The organism is Stenotrophomonas sp. STEN009 (assembly GCF_056760395.1).
Genome location: NZ_JBRRES010000018.1, coordinates 35,499 through 57,025, shown reverse-complemented (window position 1 = coordinate 57,025; position 21,527 = coordinate 35,499). Strand labels below are relative to the sequence as shown.

The 21,527-nt window shown below is 62.6% G+C and carries 17 protein-coding genes; all 17 read right to left on the bottom strand.

The window, feature by feature from the left end; translation table 11 throughout:
• Positions 1–424: 424 nt before the first annotated feature.
• On the bottom strand, positions 425–862 hold the full coding sequence (locus tag ACVOMM_RS10375) for a hypothetical protein (RefSeq protein WP_459062588.1): 438 nt from the start codon (positions 860–862) through the stop codon (positions 425–427).
• A complete protein-coding gene (locus ACVOMM_RS10370) occupies positions 859–3,015 on the bottom strand; it encodes an RHS repeat-associated core domain-containing protein (protein WP_481526196.1) in 2,157 nt (718 codons plus the stop codon). The genes ACVOMM_RS10375 and ACVOMM_RS10370 overlap by 4 nt, the downstream gene beginning before the upstream one ends.
• A gap of 14 nt (positions 3,016–3,029) precedes the next feature.
• Positions 3,030–6,278, bottom strand: coding sequence for a DUF6531 domain-containing protein (locus ACVOMM_RS10365; protein WP_481526195.1), 3,249 nt, complete (start codon positions 6,276–6,278; stop codon positions 3,030–3,032).
• A gap of 194 nt (positions 6,279–6,472) precedes the next feature.
• On the bottom strand, positions 6,473–7,564 hold the full coding sequence (locus ACVOMM_RS10360; protein ID WP_053517206.1) for a PA0069 family radical SAM protein: 1,092 nt from the start codon (positions 7,562–7,564) through the stop codon (positions 6,473–6,475).
• A gap of 77 nt (positions 7,565–7,641) precedes the next feature.
• On the bottom strand, positions 7,642–8,385 hold the full coding sequence (locus ACVOMM_RS10355) for a pyridoxine 5'-phosphate synthase (RefSeq protein WP_481526194.1): 744 nt from the start codon (positions 8,383–8,385) through the stop codon (positions 7,642–7,644).
• 9 nt (positions 8,386–8,394) lie between these two features.
• Positions 8,395–8,664 (bottom strand): hypothetical protein, encoded by a 270-nt coding sequence (locus tag ACVOMM_RS10350; protein ID WP_481526193.1) that lies wholly within the window; start codon positions 8,662–8,664, stop codon positions 8,395–8,397.
• A gap of 40 nt (positions 8,665–8,704) precedes the next feature.
• Positions 8,705–10,168, bottom strand: a complete 1,464-nt coding sequence (gene cls / locus ACVOMM_RS10345; RefSeq protein WP_481526192.1) for a cardiolipin synthase — start codon at positions 10,166–10,168, stop codon at positions 8,705–8,707.
• Between the two features lie 161 nt (positions 10,169–10,329).
• A complete protein-coding gene (locus ACVOMM_RS10340) occupies positions 10,330–10,743 on the bottom strand; it encodes an ExbD/TolR family protein (RefSeq protein ID WP_053517211.1) in 414 nt (137 codons plus the stop codon).
• Between the two features lie 3 nt (positions 10,744–10,746).
• The gene (locus ACVOMM_RS10335) at positions 10,747–11,172 is read right to left on the bottom strand and encodes an ExbD/TolR family protein (RefSeq protein WP_053517212.1); all 426 of its coding nucleotides are present in this window, start codon (positions 11,170–11,172) and stop codon (positions 10,747–10,749) included.
• Between the two features lie 61 nt (positions 11,173–11,233).
• Positions 11,234–11,995, bottom strand: coding sequence for a TonB-system energizer ExbB (exbB, locus tag ACVOMM_RS10330; protein ID WP_053517213.1), 762 nt, complete (start codon positions 11,993–11,995; stop codon positions 11,234–11,236).
• 92 nt (positions 11,996–12,087) lie between these two features.
• On the bottom strand, positions 12,088–12,756 hold the full coding sequence (locus ACVOMM_RS10325; RefSeq protein WP_053517215.1) for an energy transducer TonB: 669 nt from the start codon (positions 12,754–12,756) through the stop codon (positions 12,088–12,090).
• A gap of 143 nt (positions 12,757–12,899) precedes the next feature.
• The gene (locus ACVOMM_RS10320) at positions 12,900–14,093 is read right to left on the bottom strand and encodes a tetratricopeptide repeat protein (protein WP_053517216.1); all 1,194 of its coding nucleotides are present in this window, start codon (positions 14,091–14,093) and stop codon (positions 12,900–12,902) included.
• Between the two features lie 132 nt (positions 14,094–14,225).
• The gene (locus ACVOMM_RS10315; protein WP_053517217.1) at positions 14,226–15,032 is read right to left on the bottom strand and encodes a M48 family metallopeptidase; all 807 of its coding nucleotides are present in this window, start codon (positions 15,030–15,032) and stop codon (positions 14,226–14,228) included.
• 70 nt (positions 15,033–15,102) lie between these two features.
• The gene (locus ACVOMM_RS10310; RefSeq protein WP_053517218.1) at positions 15,103–15,948 is read right to left on the bottom strand and encodes a CPBP family intramembrane glutamic endopeptidase; all 846 of its coding nucleotides are present in this window, start codon (positions 15,946–15,948) and stop codon (positions 15,103–15,105) included.
• Positions 15,949–16,015: 67 nt separating this feature from the next.
• Positions 16,016–18,475 carry a DNA topoisomerase (ATP-hydrolyzing) subunit B gene (gene gyrB, locus ACVOMM_RS10305; RefSeq protein ID WP_065174070.1) on the bottom strand — a complete coding sequence of 820 codons (2,460 nt, stop codon included), beginning with the start codon at positions 18,473–18,475 and terminating at the stop codon, positions 16,016–16,018.
• A 112-nt stretch (positions 18,476–18,587) separates the two neighbouring features.
• Positions 18,588–19,682, bottom strand: coding sequence for a DNA replication/repair protein RecF (gene recF, locus ACVOMM_RS10300; protein WP_283219279.1), 1,095 nt, complete (start codon positions 19,680–19,682; stop codon positions 18,588–18,590).
• A gap of 707 nt (positions 19,683–20,389) precedes the next feature.
• Positions 20,390–21,490 (bottom strand): DNA polymerase III subunit beta, encoded by a 1,101-nt coding sequence (gene dnaN / locus ACVOMM_RS10295; RefSeq protein ID WP_005411731.1) that lies wholly within the window; start codon positions 21,488–21,490, stop codon positions 20,390–20,392.
• Positions 21,491–21,527 lie beyond the last annotated feature (37 nt).

The following is a 21,527-nucleotide window of genomic DNA, read 5'->3' as shown; positions in this document are numbered from 1 at the left end:
GGTCATCATGTGGAGGGCCTGATGAGGTCACTGCTGGTTGCAGAAGACAATTCGACCGGCGATTAGCCGTAGGTCGCGGATATGGCCCTCGAAGCGATGTCGCCGCGCGCACTGCTCCTTGAGTGCCCGAATAACCCGTTCGACCATCCCGTTCTGCTGTGGACGATGCTGAGTGATGAACTCAACCCACAGGCGCTCCTTCCAAGTACCGCTGCAGAACTCGCTCGCATACCGTGGGAGCAGCTTCTGCAACAGCACTTGCATATCCAGGTACCGAGTAGTTCGATAACGGCCGAGCGACCTTCTCCTGACCTGATGGAATTAATTGCGTGGGACTTATTTATGGAAAATCGCAAATACCAGGCAACATGTGAGACTGCGGAGCCCGGCATCAGCAACCCCATACTTCTCATTCGCCATCCAGCTAGTCAGAGGCTGGACGGCGCCTGATCGACCATAGCTTTGCAAGCTCTGTGAGCACCAGGGCTGCAACTAGGGCCCACGAGTGCTGTTTGAAAGCGCCCGTGTACTCCAGAAAAAATAGCGACGGCATGAACAGAAGAATTCTAAATGGAGATTGAATAAAAGCGAGGTGTCGCCCTGCATTCCTCCCCTTGATCAACAGGTATCCGGACGCAACAAAAGAAGCCAGTAGAGCTACGCTCACCGCAGAAACAATGACTGGAAATGCGCTTCCATACATTTGCTGCGCTTTGATCGCATCCGATATGTCCGAAAGAAATGGAACCCGCCCCTGGTAGACGTTTGCTCCCACCATAGATGCCAAACCAATGATATCCATCCAGCCCCATAACATCAGCCAAATCGTAGTACTAGACTTGCTCGTGCCTTCAGCCCTCATGGCCCCACTCCGGATTTTTGCATAAGCTCCACGATAGTCATGTTGGTTTGATTTGGCACGCCTGGTTTCCAATGGTAGGAGTAGCCACCAACTGCCCAGCTATCCGGGCCATAAACGAATTTTTGCGTGATTCTACGCTGCGTCCCTTCCCTTATCTCGCGACGGCGCTCACCGCTTTTCTTCTCACCTTCAGGACAATCAATCTTCCACTCCTGAATGACGTCCCTCTTTGTATTCAAAAACTCATTGGGATTGGATCCCGGAATGTTTGATTCCATTCCATGCGAGACTCTGTCGTTCAGGCGATTCAGCCACCATGTGCCATAGTTTGATACAGCGTGATAGTCATATCCGATGGTTACCCATTCCAGCCCCAATGGGTCGACAAGGCTTACTGGGTTGCCATTGGCATAGGCGTAGGTATTGGCCCCACCCGCCAACCCAATCGGATCGCTCTGCACATAGCGCCCGGCGCTCGCGTCATAGTCACGGAATCCGTTGTACCAGAGCCCACTCTCACTGTCGTAGTACTGCCCCGGGAAACCAATGTTGAGCCCACCGATATCGTCCTTCAGGACGCTGCGACCGTACGCATAGTTGTATGCCTTCCACACCACCTGCTGCGCCTTGTTGGTCGCATATTCCGGCCGCCCCAGATGGTCGTTGTGAACGAAGTTCACCGACCCGTTCCTGTCGATGCCAACCAGCTCACCACCGAACCACAGGTAGTTCGTCCAGGTGTTTCCGGTCTGTTCGGCCAGAAGCTGGTTCTGACCTGCATAGAAGTAGCGACTGGTCGAGCTCGCGCTGCTCTTGCCCACGCGCTGCCCCTGGGCATTGAGCAGATAGTCCGTTCGTTGCCCGCCTACGTTGCTTTGAATCATCCGGTTGAACGGGCCGTAGGTGAACGTCGAGATGCGGCTGCCCGATGTTTCGCTGATCCTGTTGCCGAGCGCATCGTACTGATACGTACGGGTGCCATCCTGGTTGATGAACTGCAGCATCCGGTTGCTGCTTGCGTCGATGACGTAGCGGGTTGCCTCTGTTTTTGCGTTGAGCGCGGTGTAGTTCCCACCCGCGTCATGGGAAAGCGTATAGGCAATGCCAGCTCGTGTCAGCGTACTCAGGCGTCCCAGTGCGTCATAGCCCAGGACCTGGCTGAGGTTGCTCGTCACATCGTCGTTGATCTTGATGATCTCGTTGTCGCCGTTGTAGCGGTATGACGTGCGGCTGAGAGCGGTGGTCTGCTGATTCCGCACCGCCTGGGCCTCCAGGCGGCCGCCCTGATCGAACGCGTAGCTGCGCGCCAGGCCGTTGCCAAAGGGCATGCGTTGCCGCGCTCCCAGGGCCGAGTAGACGCTGGATCCAATAATCTGTTGCGTCACCGTGCCCTTGGTAAGGGTCATGGACTGCGGAAAGCCTCTACTGTTGTAGACGTACTTCGCGAGCGTGCCATCGGGATAGGTGACGGTGCTGTTCCTCCCGATACTGTCATAGGTGTAGCTGACAGTTCCCTCACTCAGGGTGTTCGCCTGCGAAAGCTGGTCAGTCCGGCTTACCAGCTGTCCTGCGGCGTTGTACGTGAAGCGCGCGCTTGCACCTGGAGCCGAATGGGCACACAGACGCCCCTTGCCGTTCACGCAGTTGTCGTACGTATAGGTCTGCTGCTGCCCCTCAGCATTCTGGCTGGTCAAGCGGCCCAGCCCGTCGTACCCGTAACCGACGGTGCTGCCGTCGTTCAGAACCGTCGCAATGCGCTGGCCCGCCGCGTTGTACTCGTGGTCTGTGCGACCCGTGTCCGGACTGGTCTGCGTCCATAGCTGTCCAAATCCATCGGTCTGGTAGGTCGTTACCAGGCCGCGGGGATCGGTCACAGATGCCAGCCGGTCACCCTTGTCGTAGGCAAAGCGTGTCGTTCCGCCATTCGCATCCGTCTGTACGAGCAATCGACCCAGTGGATCATAGGAGTATCGGCTCACCCGGTTCTGGGAATCGGTGGTCTGCACCAGCCGATCCTCCAGATCATAGGCATAGCGCACATTGCGCCCCTGATCATTACGCTCGGCGACAAGCCTTCCCAGCTCGTCGTAATCGTAGTTCACGGCCGAGACGATGGTGTTGAGCCCCATCATGGCCAAAGCAATTGTGGACATGGTCTTGGCTTTCCTTAGCGGGGTTGTTCACAGAAGATCAGGTTGCAGCTTCCTGTATGGTTCTCGGCTCTGATCGTTACCTGTCCCTTAGGTCCCCAGGCGGTTGCACCGGATGCGAGCTGCCCGAAGTACTGGAACTGGGCAACTCCGCTGCCACTGTTGACCGGCGAGACGTTGATGGTGAAGGTCGCGACGGCACCAGGAGCCACCGTATTGTTGAGCCCCACGGATTGACTCGTCCGCAACGTCGTCAGCGCCAAGTAGGTGTCACCGGGGTTCCAGACAACGTTGCCGGTGTTCCGGAACTGGAACGTCACCGTGGACGTTTCACCATTGAAGATGTGCTCTGGGCCGGCTGACGCCTGCACCAGCTCAGCAGTACGCGAGATGGTTGGAACGGTGAACGTGCCGGACCGATTGATGGCCAGGTTGGGGCCGCCCCAGGGAGAGATGCCATGAACATAAAGCGGCTTTCCGCCATGAACGCTTCGTGTATTTGCATCCAATGCAAGTCCGAACCAGTAAGAGCCTTGTGATTGGCAAGCCTCTTTCACATCGTCATTCGGGATCAACATACCGGTCACACTGCCGAGGTAGGTGCCGCTCCCTGCAGGTCCACCTGCGTAGACATGAACCGTGGTCGCGGCGTTGACTCCTACCGAGCAGGCCCATCCCTGCACGGAATAGTTCCAGTTCCCATCATTCATGATCCCTGCAACATCACCGATGATGTGCGCGGTGGGAATGGAGAAGGTGCTGGAGTTGTCCAGAGCTCGGTTGTACTGCGCGCCCAGCGGAGAGTGGCCGTAGAGCGTGATCTTTTTCCCACCCAGCTGCTGGCGCTGTTCCAGCGTGAGGGGGAGCTGGAATCGATATGCGTTTCCTGTTGCCTGGCACGCGGACGCTACCTGGCTCTCGCTGGCGAGGTTCGCCTGTGCGCTGCCGAGATAGGTTCCGCCCTCCGCATAGCCATCAACCTGGATGGACGAAGCCGATCCCGAGGAGCAGGCCCAGCCTCGCACGAACCAGTTCCATTGCGCGTCGTGGGTGACCTCGTCGATTACGCCCCTGACAACGCTGTCGCTGGAATAGTCCGTCTGCGCGATTTCAGTGCGTGTGCGATTGGATGCGGTGTCATACGTGTGACGCGTCCACAGCCAGTTGCCGTCCCCAATCGGCTGAACTTCGCTCATCAGGCGCCGGCCAGCGTCGTAGCTGTATAGCGTCTTGATTCCCACAGGTGTGGTGATGCTGGCAATGTCGCCCGTCGCGTTGTACGTCGTTGTGGTCGTTGCCCAACCGGACCCTGTGTTGATCCGGTCTACCAGAACACGGCCGCGAGCGTCATAGGTGATTTCACGGACATCGCCATTGGGTCCGGTGATACGGCCCGGCTGCCCCAGTTCGTTGTAGGCGGCGTACGTCACCCTGTGCCCCAACGCGTTGGTGACACTGGACAGATCTCCCTTCGCATTGAAGGTGGACGTGATGTCGTCCTGCGCCAAGGGGCCATCTTCCTTGACGGAAGCCGTCAGTCCATTGGCGTGGTAGGTATACGTGTACTGAGTGGTTCTGGCCTGACCATTGACGCCGGCAGCACTGAGATTTCGTGTCGTGACCGAGCTGACGTTACCGCGGCTGTCATAGCTGAAGCTGGTCTCGCGATCACCAACCCGCGTTTCCTTCAGCAGATGCCGTCCCGCCGCATCCCACTGATAGAGCGTGACACGTTCCGCAGCGCTGCCAACGGCCTCGGCCTTCCTCAGCAGATTGCCATCGGGGCTGTAATCAAAATCGGTTACGTTGTCGACAAAGTCGTGAACGAGGTCAGGATTGCCATTGGCATCGTAGGTGCGTTCCTTGTAACTGGCGGGACAGGTCGTTGATCGGTTGCCGGTCACCGACACCTGGCGTCCGTCCTCATAGGCATACGTTGTGGTGCGACCGAGTGGATTGGTCTCGCTGACCTTCAGTTTGACCGGACGGGTCCGCTCCCCGGCGGCGGCCAACAGCACGCCTTGGGCGCTCGGGTCGGCGGCGATTTGAACTGGGCCGCCGGGCAAGGACCGGGGCTGGATGCAGATATTGCCCTGGCCCGGTCTGTACTCACACCAGCCCGTCTCTTCGTTGCCCCGGATGCCGCCTGGATGCACTGGCGCTGGAGGGACCGCCACCGGCGCGCTGCTCTCGATGGCGTAACTGAAGGTGTGCCGCTCGATACCACCGGCATGTTCCGAGAGCGTTGCTCGCCTGTTGGCATCGTAGGCGAAAGTAGAGTAGCGCACGCCGTTGTAGGACTTGCCGGTGAAGCCACCTGGATATCGCGCGTCCTCGTAGTGGTAGCTGATCGTGGTCTGCGGCGAACCCGGTAGGGTTGCGCTGGCAAGACGCGCACGCCCCGTGCCGAACGCATTCGGGGTATAGGTGTACTGGTAGACGTTGCCCGCAGGATCCTTGACCTGTGTCAGCGATCCGTTGGACCAGACGAACTGAATGCTGCGGCCGGAGGAATGCGTAACCTTCTGCAGATACTTGTCGCTGTACGTGAATGTCCAGAAGACGCCCTGCTCATTGCGAAGCTCGGTAATGTATCCAGCGGCGTCGTACCGCTCGCTGCCCAGCTCCTCGTTGTACAGGGTGAAGCTGCCATCGCTGTTCTTTGTCAGGTAGGCGATCGGCTTGGCACGATCCTCGTTCCAGCGCCCGTTCGCTTCGCTCCAGACGAACTTGAGCCTGCGACCGTCCGGCCGCTGTGCCCAGGCCGTCTTCTGCGCGTTCGAGAATGCGATGCTGTAGTCGAAGTTGCTGATCCAGTGGTTGCCAAACAGGCCCGCAGCACTCCAGTGATGGTTGTAGGTGCGCTCCAGGTACAGGCCCATCTCCCCACCAACGGTGAAGTCCCGTTCGATTTCGACCTTGTTGCCGGTGTAGAGCACGACGGGGTTGCCCTTGCGCTCGCCGCAGTCATCACGACGATCGTCGGTTTCCTGTTCCACCGCTGTCCTGGCAGGCATCGACGCGTCCGAGTGGTAGGACACCCCTATGCCAATCGAGATGACACCTGAAGTGCCAACTGATGGACCACGCATACGGGTAACGGTGATCTTGTCCAGATCCTTGATTCCGGAGTCCCCGTTGTTGTTCTGATAGAAGATCCTGGTTGCCTTTTTCGCGGACGCAGGAGGAGCCAGGAGGAAGCCCGACATCAGCACGGGCAGCAGAAGTGCGGCGGTGGTAGACACGCCTTTCGAACGGAGCTTCATGCTCGCTTTTATTCCTTGTGTTGCCGGATCTGGAGTCGCATTCGCCTGAACCGTGGGTTCAGGAGGAAGTGGATAGTAATCTGGAGTTCACACAGTTGAACAGAGCGATGTGTGCAGTCGCGATGTCGTATCCGTCGCCGAGGCGCAGATCGCGATCACGGTTTTCCATATGCGTTCCGCAGTAGCGCACTACTTCAGAACAACGACCCCTGCGGCGAATCCACCTTCGGCGGCAGCGGCTTCTGGAAGCGGCTGCAATCCAGTTTCGGCCAGTGGCTGTTCTGGGCGTCGAAGCCCAGGCGCTTGCGCGCCAGCTTGAAGCGGTTGTTCAACAGATCCGCATAGACCCCCTGGCCCCGCATGCGCGTGCCGAAGCGGCTGTCATAGTCCTTGCCACCGCGCAGCTGCTGGATGGTGCTCATCACGTGCGCGGCGCGATCCGGATGGTGGGCGTCCAGCCAGTCGCGGAACAGCGGTGCAACCTCCAGAGGCAGGCGCAGCAGCACATAGCCGGCAGTACGCGCACCCGCCTCGTGGGCCGCTTCGAGCACGCTTTCCAGTTCACTGTCGTTGATCCACGGAATCACCGGCGCGACCATCACGCCAACCGGAATGCCCGCCTCGTGCAGACGCTTCATCGCGCGCAGGCGTGCGTGCGGTGCGGAGGCGCGCGGCTCGAGCTTCGCCGACAGGCGTGGATCCAGCGAGGTCACCGAGAAATGCACGCTGACTAGGTTCTCTGCTGCCAGTGGTGCGAGCAGGTCGATATCGCGCTCGACCAGCGCGTTCTTGGTGATCAGCGAGAACGGATGCTTCGTCTCCAGCATCACCTCGATCAACTGACGGGTCAGCTTGAACTTGCGCTCGATCGGCTGGTACGCATCGGTGTTGATGCCGAGCGCGATCGGTTGCGGGACGTAGCCTGGCCGGGACAGCTCCTTGCGCAGCAGCTGCGGCGCATTGGTCTTGGCAAACAGCTTGGTCTCGAAATCCAGGCCCGGCGACAGGTTCAGATAGGCATGCGACGGGCGCGCGAAGCAGTAGGAACAGCCGTGCTCGCAGCCACGATACGGATTGACCGACTGGCTGAAGCCTACGTCCGGGGACGTATTGCGGCTGATGATGCTGCGCGCGGTTTCAGCGCGTACCTCGGTGCGCAGACGGGGGGCCGCGAACTCTTCGCTTTCATCCACGTCCCAGCCGTCGTCCACCGCCTCGCTGACGGTGCTCTCGAAGCGCCCGGCAAGGTGGGAGCTGGACCCTCGGCCTTTGATCGCGATACCCATGTGGGTAGCTTACGCCGCTGCCGTCTCAGCGGCTGCGACAACAGTATTGGCCCCGCCGGGCAGGGTCCGGCGCTACCTCAGAGCAGCGCCAGATAGCCCCGAACGGTCGCATCCAGCCCGTCATACAGGGCCTCGCCGATCAGCGCATGCCCGATCGAGACCTCCAGCACCTCCGGCACGTTCGCCAGGAAGTCACGCAGGTTGTCCTGCGACAGATCATGGCCGGCGTTCACACCAAGCCCAACGGCCTGCGCGCGGCGCGCGGCCGTGGCGAACAACCCCAGCATCGCTGCGGCGTCGCCTGCGGCGTGCGCTTCGGCATAGGGTCCGGTGTACAGCTCGATGCGATCGGCGCCGACCTCGGCCGCCTGTTCCAGCAGCGGGTTGCCGGCATCGACGAACAGGCTGACCCGGCAGCCCATCGCCTTCAGCTCGGCCACCAGCGGACGCAGGCGCTCGCCGTCGCGCTCGAAGTCGAAACCGTGGTCGGAGGTGATCTGGCCATCGCCGTCCGGCACCAGGGTGGCCTGCGCCGGACGCGTCTGCGCGCACAGCGGCAGCAGTCCCGGGTAGCCGTCGCGTGGCGGTGCGAAGGGATTGCCTTCGATGTTGAATTCGACGCCACGGACGCGGGTCAGCATGGACAGCGCAAGCACGTCCTCGGCGGTGATGTGGCGTCGATCAGGTCGCGGATGCACGGTGATGCCATGGGCGCCGGCATCCAGGCAGGCCTGGGCGGCACGCACCACATCGGGTTCGGCACCACCGCGCGAATTGCGCAGGACGGCGATCTTGTTGACGTTGACACTGAGCTGGGTCATCGAACGGTACTACTTGGAAAGAGGGGACGGATCGTGTTCGTCGCGTTGTTCCGCGCCACGGGCCTCGGCCTGCTCACGCAGGCGGCGCAGCTCGTCGGCATCGATCAGGGTTGAGGGATCACTCTGCAGATCACCGAACCGGGCCACGTAGCGGCCACGCACCCAGGCCAGCAGGAAGGCGAGGGCCGCCAGCAGCGCCAGCGCCATCAGCCCCGGGCTTGGGGTTTTCAGCGCGAAGGCGAAACAGCCCAGCGCCGGCAGCAGGTACAACCAGTACATAGTCAGGCTCCCCGGATGATCGCCGCAGTGTAGCGCCGCCTTACAGCAGCGGCGAGGCCAGGCGCGCGAAGGCCTCGGGCAGGCGTTGCAGCCACAGCGAGCGGGCCGCGGCCTGGTCGTGCACGCGGGTAGCGCGCTCGAACTCGGCCTCCAGCAGGCCCGCCAGGGCGGCCACCCGCTCGCGGTCGCTGATCATCATCGACAGTTCGAAGTTCAGGCGGAAACTGCGATGGTCGAAGTTGGCGCTGCCGACGATGCAGACATCGTCGTCGGCGATGAAGGCCTTGGTATGCAGCATGCGGGGGCCGTACTCGTAGATCTTCACCCCGGCGTGCAGCAGCTCGTCGAAGTAGGACCGTGCGGCCTGGGTCACGAACCAGGAATCGCTCATCTTCGGCACCAGCAGGCGCACGTCCAGTCCCCCCAGCGCGGCCGAGGTCAGCGCCATCCGCGCGGCTTCGCCCGGCACGAAGTAGGGCGTGACCAGCCACACGCGCTCCTGCGCTTCCTGGATGGCCGCCACGTGGAGCCGGTGGATGGTCTCCCAGCCCGAGTCCGGGCCGGACACCAGCACCTGTGCGTTGATCGGGCCTTCGCTGCGGAGCGGCATGTCCGCCGGCCACATCCGCGCGATGTCGAAATGCGAGTGGTCCTGACCGCTGGCGTAGAGCCAGTCCTCGGCAAACACCAGTTGCAGGCTGCGGACTACGTGACCGCTGATGCGCATGTGCAGGTCGCGGTAGGCGTCGGCGTTGCGGCTCTCGTCCTCGTCATCGGTGATGTTGATGCCGCCGGTGAAGGCGAGGCGGCCATCGACGATCACCAGCTTGCGGTGGGTGCGCAGGTTCAGCCACGGTCGCTTGAAGGGCTTCAGCAGCTGGCGGGGATGGAACCAGACCGCTTCACCGCCGGCGTCGAGCAGCGGCTGCAGGAAGCGTCGCGGCACCGCGGACGAGCCCACTGCATCGAGCAGCAGCCGCACCTGCACGCCGGCGCGGGCACGTTCGACCAGGGCATCACGCAGTGCGGTTCCGGCATGGTCGGGATTGAAGATGTAGTACTCCAGATGCACGTGGTCACGCGCCTGCGCCACCGCTTCCAGCAGCGCGGCATAGGTCGCCGCGCCATCGACCAGCCAGGTCACTTCGGTGGCACTGCTCGGCGCCAGTCCGGTGGTGGCCTGGGCGATCTTGGCCAGCTCGGTGCAATCGGCATCGGGCGGGCAGACGTCGCTGTAATGCTCCATCCCCGATCGCGCGCGGCCACGACGCAGGCGCTGCCGCTTCACCTTCTGCGGACCGAGCAGGTAATAGATGAAAAGGCCGAGGTAGGGCAGCAGGGCCAGCGACAGGATCCAGCTCAGCGTGGCTACCGGTTCGCGCTTCTGCAGCATGATCCAGCCCGCCAGCGCGAGCAGGTACAGCAGGTAGGCCACGGCCAGGATCGAACCCAGGTGGGCAATGCCATCAAGCCAGTGGCGGAGGGAGTCGAAGAGGGCGAGCATGCGCCGATCATAGCGGGCGCGTGAAGTCAGAGGGGGTCAGATCCCTTTTCCGCAGGGAAAGGGATCTGACCCCGTCGGGCTTCGCAGGCACAAAAAAAAGACGCCCCTGTCTCCAGGGGCGTCTGCAGTCGCGTCATGACTGTTGTGTTGCGGTATTGCGTTTACTGCTGTACGAAGCCGATCTTCTTCATCTGAGCATTCTTCGCGGCAGCCAGAACCTTGGCCATCACGTCGTACTCGGAATCCGGGCTTGCATCGATCCGCAGTTCCGGCTGGTTGGTCGGGTCACGCTGGACCTCCTGTTCCATCCGCTGCTGCAGCTCGCTGGTGCTGATCGGGCTGTTGTTCCACGAGACCTGGTTGCTGGCGTCGATCTTCAGTTCGATCGGCGGCGGCGGTTCGACCAGCTGCGGCGGTGGGTTGAGCACGCGCTGCGGCAGGTCCACGGCGATCGGGTAGGTCATGATCGGCGCGGTCACGATGAAGATGATCAGCAGCACCAGCATCACGTCCACGAGGGGCGTGACGTTGATGTCGGCCATGGGGCCCTTGCCACCACCACTACTGAATGCCATGGCTTATTGCCCCTTTTCTTTGGTCGCGACGAAGCCGACGTCCAGCATGCCCTGCTCCTGCGCGACCTTGGTCAGGTCGTTGATGACGCGCATCTTGGTGGTGCGGTCACCACGCAGGTTCAGCGGCGGCTGCGGGGTCTGCTGGGCGGCGGTCGCCAAGCGCGACTCGAGCGTCTGCTTGGTGATTTCTTCGTCGTTCCAGTAGATCGAGCCGTCTTCCTTGACTGCCAGGGTGATCGGACCGGAGCGCTTTTCGGCGTCATCCGGATTCTGGATCAGGTTGGCTTCCGGCAGATCCACCTTGACCTTGTGGGACATCAGGGGCGCCGTGATGATGAAGATGATCAGCAGCACCAGCATCACGTCCACGAGGGGCGTAACGTTGATGTCGGCCATGGGGCCGCCGCTGTTACCACTACTGAAAGCCATAACGGGCTCCGTCTAGATCTTGATGACTACTTGCTTCGTCGCGGGTGGAAGCGCGCCGCAATCAGCGGACGCGCGAACCGGTGGCGAAGAAGTCGTGCAGGTCGTGCGCGAAAGTATCGAACTTGCTGATGGTCGCGCTGTTGATCTTGCTGAAGAAGTTGAAGGCGAACACGGCCGGGATCGCGACGAACAGACCGATCGCGGTCATGATCAGCGCTTCACCCACCGGGCCGGCAACGGCGTCGATCGAAGCGGAGCCGGTGGCACCGATCTTGATCAGCGCGCCGTAGATGCCCCACACGGTACCCAGCAGACCGACGAACGGAGCGGTCGCGCCGACGGTGGCCAGCAGGGTCATGCCCGACTGCAGCTTGTTGCTTTCGCGGGTGACGGCCTGACGCAGGGCGCGGTCGACGAATTCCGAACGGCTCAGGTTCTCACCCAGGCCACCGGTACCGCCGCCTTCAGCGCGCTGGTGGTGGGCAGCTGCCTGGGCAGCGTCCAGGGCGATCTTCGAGAACGGCTCCGAAGCCGGCTGCTCTTCCATCGCACGGATGGCGTCCTGTGCGTTCGGGGTGTCCCAGAACAGGCTGACGACGCGATCGGCAGCGCTCTTCAGGCGGGTGGCGCGGAAGATGTTGATGACGGTCCAGTACCAGGACATGGCCGACATGATCACCAGGGTCAGCAGCACGACCCAGGAAACAGCGAAATCACCCGGCTTGGTGGTCATTTCGTGGATCAGGTGCTCGAAGCCCATCTGCGACAGGGCGTTGGACGGATTGCCCCCGGCAGCAGCGGCGATGAAAATTTCCTGCAGCATGACGCTTACCTTTGTTGTGTGTGGTGATAAAGGGTGTAGCTAAGCTAAACAATCGAACTGGAGCGGGGGTGGCCCGAAGCCACCCGAACGCATCAGTTCAGCGCAAAGTTGACCGGGACGCGAACGCGACCTGCCGTCTTCTTACCGCCAGATTCAGCGGCGTTGAAGCGCCACTTGCGTGCTGCTTCCATCGCAGCACGGTCCAGGTCGCGGTTACGGCTGGACTTTTCCACCGTGACATTGGTGACGTTGCCGCTGGCATCGACATCAATGATCAGGATCACTTCACCCTGGATACCTGCGCGGAATGCTGCCGGCGGATAACGCGGGGGATTCATCGCCTTGGACGAGATGTCCACGCTGGCCTCGATCGACGCCGGCGGGCTTGGCGGCGACGGCGGGGTCGGCGGAGTGACGATATCGTTCGGACGCGGTTCCGGCACGTCCACGACCGGCGCCTGCGGCGGCGGCGGGACCGGCGACGGCTTCGGCGGCGACAGATTCTTCACCGGCGGCGGCGGAGTATCTGTCGGCGGCGGCGGCGGCGGCGGCGGGGGCGGCGGCGGCGGTGCGTCGACGATGGTCACCATCACATTGCGTTCCTTCTCCGCAGCGGCCTTGGGAGCCACGGCAGGGATCAGAAGCATCATGAAGGCGGCCAGATGCAGGGCGATTACAAACGCGATGCCGACGATGCGAGGCCAGCTCAGCCCCTTGTCATCGGGTTGTTCGTACCGGTGAACGACTAGTTGTTCCGTCATGCGCCAAGAGCTCAATAGTGGGGCCGGGATGCCGGGGGCGGAATCCCTGATCAGCGGTGCATGACACCGCAGGAACCTCCAAGCTTATACCAATCCTGAGCGCCTGCGCATCAACTGAGCAGGCGTTCAGGCGTTATTCCTACTTACTTCAGGTTGATGATTTTCTTGGCATCAGCCTGGTTCTTCACGCCCTTCGCCAGCGCCTGCTGGGCGGCCTGCTTGGCCTCGGGGACGCGACCTTCGGCATGCAGGACGCGTGCCAGGTTCAGGTAGGTCTCACCGTCCTTGGACAGCGGGGCGGCCTTCTGCCACGCATCGATCGCCTGCGGCACCTGGTCGGAGTAGTAGTAGGACTGGGCCAGCGCCAGGTAGACCTGGTAATCCGGCTTCAGGATGCCCTTCTGCAACCCTTCGTTGATGACCGCGATGACGTCCTTTTCCTTGTTCTCGGTGTTGGCATAGATCGAGTACAGCTGCTTGTACTCGCGCTCTTCGGTGAGCTGGCCGCTGCTGCGCAGCTTGTCCATCACCGCGGCGGCCTTGGGCATCTGGTCGGCCTGCATGTACATGTTGGCCAGGTTCAGCTGCGCCTTCTTGTCGTTCGGGTTCTTCGCCGCCAGGGCCTCGGCGGCCTGCACGGCTTCACCGGTCTGGCCGGCCTCGGACAGGGCCGCCATCAGCAGCTGGTTCCAGCTGTCCTTCGGCTCGGTGGAGCCGGCGATCGCCTGCTTCAGCACCGGGATCGCTTCCTGGTAGCGCTCCAGCTGGTACAGCGCCTGGCCCTTGGCGATCAGCTCGTCCGGCTTGGTCGACTTGCTCTCGGCGAAGTACTTGTCCAGGGTGGCCAGGCCTTCGGCGGTCTGGTCTTCCTGCAGCTGCAGCTGGCCCAGCATCAGCATCGACTGGAAGTGGCCGTTGTTGTCCAGGCCGTTGAACTGCAGCACCTGCTTCAGGTAGGCGATGGCGGCGGCGACATCGTCGGTCTGGTAGGCGGCCTGCGAAGCCAGCTGCGCGGCCAGCGACTTGTCGTACTCGTTCGCGGCGCTGTCAGCCAGGATCGCGTCGGCCTGGGTGCGGGTCTCCGGGAACTTTTCCTTGTTGTAGCTGTCTACCAGTTTCTGCAGCTTGCCACCCATCTTGGCCGAGGACTTGGCCGCCGGCTCCTGGCGGGTCGCATTGGGGTACAGCGGTTCGGCCTTGGCCTGCTTGCTGCTGCCGCCGCGGTTGCCACGGTCGGAGGAACGCGAGGACTGCGCGAGCGCATCGGTGACCACGGCGCCGGTCAGGGCGGTCGCGACGAGGACGGAAAGCACAGCTTTGTGTTTACGGAAAATCATCGTTCACCTCGATCGAACCGCCGGATAGCGGCAAAGTCGGACTGTCAGAAAAATCTGAGCCGCCAAACGTATCAGAAACAGATGGCGTGAGAAATCGTTTTATGTGCTGCAATACAGCATGAAACTGCGCACTCATCCGCACTTTGGTCGCAGTCCGGCCGCCTGCGCCTGCTGGTAGACCGGCATCAGGGCAGGGGAATCACGTCGCAGCTCCTGGATCCGGTTGGCCGGATCGGGGTGGGTGGACAGCCATTGCGGGCTGCGTCCGCCGCTGGCGGCCATCATGTTCTGCCACAGGTCCACCGCCTGCGCCGGGTTGAAGCCGGCCTGCGCCATCAGCCGCTGGCCGATCACGTCCGCCTCGCTTTCCTGGGTCCGCGAGCCCGGCAGCAGGAACGCCGTCTGTGCCCCCATGCCGCCGAGCTGGTTGACCGTGCTGGCCGCGCCTTCGCCATAGGCAGCGCCGGCCAGTGCGCCGAGTACCGCCAGGCCGGTCTGCGCGCCCATCTGCCGGGTGATGCGCTCCTCGTGGTGGCGGGCGATGACATGGCCGATCTCGTGGCCGATCACGGCCGCCAGCTGGTCCTGGTTCCTGGCTACGGTGAAGATGCCGGTGTTCACGCCCACCTTGCCGCCAGGCAGGGCGAAAGCGTTGGGTTCCTTGTCGACGAACACGGCGGTTTCCCACCGTACGCCACGGTATTGTGGAGGCAGCTGGGCGACCAGCGCGTTGACCACGCACTGCACGTAGCCGTTCTGCCGGCCGTCCGTGCTGATCTTTTCCTTCTGCTTCGTCTCGGCGAACGCCTGCGCGCCGAGCTGGTCAAGCTGTGCCTGCGAGACGCCACCGATCATCTGCCGCCGTCCGGTCGGCGATGTGGTGGTCGCGCAGGCGCTGACCAGGGTGGTGATGACAAGGGCCAGCAGCAGTTGTTTCATGGGTCCACCCCCGTGTTCATGAGCGCAGTGTGTATCGTCGCTGCTTAATCTTTCGTCAAGCGGACAGCCGTTACGTCGCGCCGAAGAACACCAGCGCCACCAGTGCCACGGCATTGTTCAGGGCATGTGCGGCGATGGCCGCCCACAGCGTTCCGGTACGGCGGTACAGCCAGCAGAATGCAGCGCCCATGCCGCCGTAGACCAGCCACAGCTGGGCGATCTCGGCCGGGCCGTTGGCGCTGGTGCCGGGAATTTCATGGATCAGGGCGAAGGCAAGGCTGCTCAGTATCATGCCCAGCCAGGGGCGACCGGCCTGCCACAAGCGCCCGAACAGGACGCGCCGGAACAGCAGTTCCTCGTAGGCCGGCGCCAGCACCACCGCGAACAGCATCAGGAACAGCGGAAAGCGCGCGACCGCGTTCTGCATCAGTTCCACGTTGGTCGGCACCGGTTCGATGCCGAACTGCCGGGACAGGAAGGCGATGCCGTTGCTGCCCACTACGATCAGCGTGGCCACCAGCAGCGTCCAGCCCCAGGTGGAGGGGCGGCGCAGCGCGTCGCGCGATGCCTGGCGTTCGGCCGCATTGGCCGGTCGTCGCCAGAAATACAGCAGCAGGGCCGCGCCGCCGGTAGCGAACAGCGCCATCAGGATCTGCGCCAGGGCACCCGGCTGGCCCAGTGCTTCGGTCAGGGTGCCGGGATCGGGTGCGGCGCCGTTGGCCTTCGCGTTTGCGTAGCCGACCATCATTCCGCGGTACAGGCCCCAGAACAGGCCACTGATCAGGCTCAGGCCGAACAGGGTGACGGCGGCGATGCCCAGATCGATGAAGAATCCCGCCAGCGGCGAAGCGGCGCGGGGGGCGGCGGTCGCCGGCGGAACCGGCGGCGGTGCGGAAACCGGAGCGGAAGCGGACATCAGATACCTGCGATCAAGGGGCAAGGGCCGGCGCGCCTCCCCGCGCACCGGCCACGTCCCGATTGTGTCAGATATCCAGGTTGGCGACCTTCAGTGCGTTGTCTTCGATGAAGTCGCGACGCGGCTCGACGACATCGCCCATCAGGGTGCTGAAGATCTGATCGGCGGCCACGGCGTCTTCGATGCGTACCTGCAGCAGGCGGCGGGTATCCGGATTCACGGTGGTATCCCACAGCTGTTCCGGATTCATTTCACCCAGGCCCTTGAAGCGCTGGATCTGGCGACCGCGCTTGGCTTCATCCAGCAACCAGTTCTGCGCCTTGACGAACGAATCGACCTCGATCGACTTGGCACCGCGGGTGATGGTCGCCCCCTCGCGTACCAGGCCATGCAGCAGCTTGGCTGCCTGGTGGATCGCGCGCAGTTCGCCGGTTTCCAGGGCCGAAAGCGGCAGCACCTGGATGTGCTCTTCGCCCATGTGACGTCGGGTCACCAGCACGGCCGCGGGGCGCTGTTCATTGGCCTCCTGCAGTTCCAGGCTGAAACGCGGGCTGCCCAGGCTGCCCTGGTTCAGGCGCCTGGCCAGCGCGTCCAGGCCTTCGCCTTGGCCGGCATTGCGCAGGGTGTCCAGTTCCAGCGGCATGAAGTCGACCAGCGCTTCGAGCAGGTTGCGATCATAGCGATGCGCATTGCGTTCGATCGCGTCCTGCGCGGACGCGTAGGCCAGCAGCAGCTTCTCCAGGGCAACGCCTTCGATGCCGGGCTCGCCGGCGGCCGGCACCAGCGACGCGTTCTCCACCGCGCTGCTGGCCAGATAGCTGTCCAGCGCCGGATCATCCTTCAGGTACAGCTCCTGCTTGCCCTGCTTGATCTTGTACAGCGGCGGCAGGCCGATGTAGACGTAGCCGCGCTCGATCAGCTCCGGCATCTGACGGTAGAAGAACGTCAGCAGCAGCGTGCGGATATGGGCGCCGTCGACGTCGGCGTCGGTCATGATGATGATCTTGTGGTAACGCAGCTTGTCCGGGTTGTACTCATCACGGCCGATGCCGGTACCGAGCGCGGTGATCAGCGTGCCGACCTGGTCTGACGACAGCATGCGGTCGAAGCGCGCACGTTCCACGTTGAGGATCTTGCCGCGCAGTGGCAGCACCGCCTGGTTCTTGCGGTTGCGACCCTGCTTGGCCGAACCACCTGCCGAGTCACCCTCGACGATGAACAGCTCGGACAGCGCCGGATCCTTCTCCTGGCAGTCGGCCAGCTTGCCCGGCAGGCCGGCGATATCCAACGCGCCCTTGCGGCGCGTCAGGTCACGGGCCTTGCGGGCCGCTTCGCGCGCGCGCGCGGCATCGACGATCTTGCCGGCGATCGCCTTCGCTTCGTTCGGATTCTCCTGCAGGAACTCTTCCAGACGCTGGCCGAAGGCACTTTCCACGGCCGGACGCACGTCCGAGCTGACCAGCTTTTCCTTGGTCTGGCTGGAGAAGCTGGGATCGGGCACCTTCACCGACAGCACCGCGATCATGCCCTCTCGCATGTCATCGCCGGTCAGGTTGATCTTTGCCTGCTTGGCGATGCCGTTCTGCTCGATGTAGTTGTTGAGCACACGGGTCAACGCACCGCGGAAACCGGCCAGATGGGTGCCGCCATCCTTCTGCGGAATATTGTTGGTGAAGCAGTACATCGTTTCCTGGTAGGAATCGGTCCACTGCAGCGCCACTTCCACGGTGATGCCGTTGGATTCGCCGCTGACCGCGATGACGTTCGGATGCAGCGGCGTCTTCAGCTGGGCCAGATGCTCGACGAAACTGCGGATGCCGCCTTCATAGTGGAAGTCGTCGCGCCGGCCATCGCCGCGTTCGTCCGCCAGCACGATCTTGACGCCGGAGTTCAGGAACGACAGCTCACGCAGGCGACGGGCCAGGATGTCGTAGTGGAATTCGACGTTGTCGTGGAACGCGACGGTCGACGGCCAGAAGCGCACGGTCGTGCCGCGCTTGGTGGTGCTTTCCAGCTTGGCCAGCGGGCTGACGGCAGCGCCGTTGCTGAATTCCTGCTGGTAATGGAAGCCGCCCTGGAATACGTCCACCAGCAGCTTCTGCGACAGCGCATTGACCACGCTGACACCCACACCATGCAGACCGCCGGAAACCTTGTAGCTGTTGTCGTCGAACTTGCCACCGGCGTGCAGGACCGTCATCACCACTTCGGCTGCCGAGACTTCGCGGCCCAGCTTGGCGCTCATCTGCTCATGCTTGCCGACCGGAATACCACGACCGTTGTCGGAGACCGACACCGAACCGTCGGCGTGGATCGTCACCGCGACATGGTCAGCATGACCGGCCAGCGCCTCATCGATGGAGTTGTCGACCACCTCGAACACCATGTGGTGCAGGCCGGTACCGTCATGGACGTCGCCGATGTACATACCGGGACGCTTGCGGACAGCCTCCAGGCCTTCCAGGGCGGTGATGCTGTTGGCGTCGTAGTTGCCATTGTTTACCGGGGTGTTCTGTTCGTCGCTCATTGCGCTTGCCGTAGGCTCCGCAGGTCGGGCACCACAGGAAGCGGTGCGCCGAGAATGAAAGGATTGCAACCCGAATTATACCAGCCAGGGTCGAGCGGCCCTGTTGTACGCACTATGGCACAGCCACGATCTGTCCATGTTCCACGTGGAACCGGGTGATGTCGGTCAGCGCCTGCAGCGCGGCCGGCGTTTCGGTTGCCGTGACGAAGATCTGCGCCGGGCCGGCAAGCAGGCGCTCCAGCACCCGCGCCTGGTGAGTGCGATCCAGTTCGGAAGCCAGATCGTCCAGAGCAATGACCGGCCATTCCCCGCGCTGTTCCGCATAGTCTTCGGCCTGGGCCAGCAGACACGCCAAGGCCGTAAGTTTGGCCTGGCCGCGCGACAGCGCGTCCCGCCCTGGGATATGGCTGAAGTCCACGCTCCAGTCCGCCCGATGGGGCCCAACGGATGTATAGCCCGCCTGCCGGTCCCGCTCGCGTGCCAACAGCAGTGCATCGGCCAGCGGCAGTTCGTGGCGGCGCCATCCCGGACTCAGGTCCAGCGCCTGGATACCCAGCTGGGGGGCAAGACTGGCCGCCAGCGCGATGGTGCGCTCCTGCAGCCGCTCCAGATAACGCTGACGTCGGCTGGTCAACGGTTCGCCGGCCTCTGCCAGTTCGTGATCCCACGTATCGAGCATCCTTGCTGGCCCTCCCTGTTTGAGCAGGGCATTGCGCTGCTTGAGCGCCCGTGAGTAGCGGCGCCACAGGGACAGAAAATCCGGTTCCACGTGGAACAATCCCCAATCGAGGAAACGGCGACGGGGCTCACCACCACCGCTGACCAGAGCATGGCTGCCCGGCTCGAACGTCACCACCGCCAGTGCAGCACATAGATTGCCGAGCTGGCTGACATCTTCACCATCCAGACGTCCCTTCCAGTCCTGTCCAGTATGGCGGAGACCGGCCTTGCGGCGGTGTGGCGATGACTGGGCGCGCTGTTCCTCCCATTCCACAAAGATGTCCAGCGCATCCTGGCCCTGGCGGACCAAGCCGTCGCGCACCCGACCACGGAAGCTGCGCCCGTAAGCCATCAGATGCAACGCCTCCAGCACACTGGTCTTGCCGGCCCCGTTATCGCCCGTCAGCAGATTCAATCCCGGTTGTGGCGACAGCTCCACCACGCCGAAGCGGCGCAGATGGTGCAGGACGAGGCGACGGATCTGCATGGGGTGCGAAGGACCATCCGCACGAAGCGGTAGAGGGGCAGGGAATCCATCAGCTTACTGCATCGGTCAAGTCCGCCGTTGGCGTCAGGCTATCGCTCTGCAGACCATGGCGCGGTTGCGAACGTGTCCTGACCGGCTTACGGACGACGGCCCGCAAAAAACCTGCCGCATTTCCTTGAAATCTGCGCACCAACACCCGTGGCGGTTCCACAGATTTCAAGAATTTCAAGCCAGCGGTTTCACGCTATACACAGCGGCCCGGTATTACTTATACACAAGGTATGGGCAATCTGTGGATAAAAAAGCCGCTTTGGCCCTGCCTGAAATCTATCCACAGGTTCCCCCCCAGCCCCAGGCGCCGATATGCAGGGGGTTTCAGCACATTAAAAACCAATAAAATCAACGAGATGACCCTGTTTTCCACGAAATCTGGCTCTACCATCACCACCAGGCTTTAGATTTATACCCAGATTTAGAAGCTAGGAAGGGCAGACAGCGCCTGCAACGACGTCTGTGGATAGTCGCGTCAGCAACAGGAGCAACTGCGCGGATCCGGGCAGGCAGAACAGCTATAGGGATCTGCCACACCGGGGACTGGCCCCTTGCAGCACGATGGAGAAACGGGATGCTCCACGTGGAACCCCCCCAAAAAAAAACGCCCGGAACGTTCCGGGCGTCTTCTGGTTCCACGTGGAACAGCGCAACCGTCAGAGACGCAGCGGCATCACCACATGGCGGGACTTCTCGCTGCTGGACTCGCGCACCAGCGCCGACGAATTGGAGTCGCGCAGCTGGATGATGACCTCTTCGTCGCGCAATGCGGACAGGGCGTCCAGCAGGTAATTCACATTGAAGCCGATGGCCAGATCGCTGACGGTGGTATCGGCTTCGATCTCTTCCTGCGCTTCTTCCTGTTCCGGGTTATGCGCGCTGATCTTCAGGTTGCCCGGCGAAACTTCCACGCGGATGCCGCGGTACTTCTCGTTGGACAGGATGGCCGCACGCTGCAGCGAGGCACGCAGTGCCTCACGGTCGACCTTCACCTCGCGGTCGGCACCAATCGGAATCACGGCTTCATAGTCCGGGAAACGACCATCAATCAGCTTCGAGGTGAACGTGACATCGTCCCGCTTAACGCGCACGTGGCTACGGCCTACCTCCAGCTCGATCTCCCGGTCGCCGCTCTCCAGAAGGCGCTGCAGCTCGGTCACGCCCTTGCGCGGCACGATGATCTGTCGCTTGGAGCCGCTGGGCTTGGCCAGATCCGTTTCACACAGGGCGAGGCGGTGTCCGTCGGTGGCCACCGTACGCAGCGCATCGCCACGCAGGTCGAACAGCAGGCCGTTGAGGTAGTAGCGCACGTCCTGCTGGGCCATCGCGAACGCAGTGCGTTCAATCAGCTCCTTCAAGGTCGCTTCGCCGATCGCCACGCGCTCGGTGGCTTCCACCTCGTCTACCGACGGGAAGTCGTTGGACGGCAGCGTTGCCAGGGTGAAGCGGCTGCGACCCGCCTGCACGGTGATCTTGTCACCGGTCTGCGAGACGGTAATCCGGCTGCCATCGGGCAGCGCGCGGATGATCTCGAACAGCTTGCGCGCCGGAATGGTGGTTTCGCCGTCCTGGGCATCTTCAACCGCGATCCGCGACACCATCTCCACTTCCAGGTCGGTACCGGTCAGCGAAAGCTGGCCGTTCTGCACCTGGACCAGGAAATTGGCCAGAACCGGAAGGGTCTGGCGGCGTTCGACCACGTTGACGACCTGTGCCAACGGCTTGAGAAAGGCTTCGCGCTGCAGTGTGAAACGCATGTGGTTCCGTGCCCCTATGCTTTAAAAAATGTGGAAT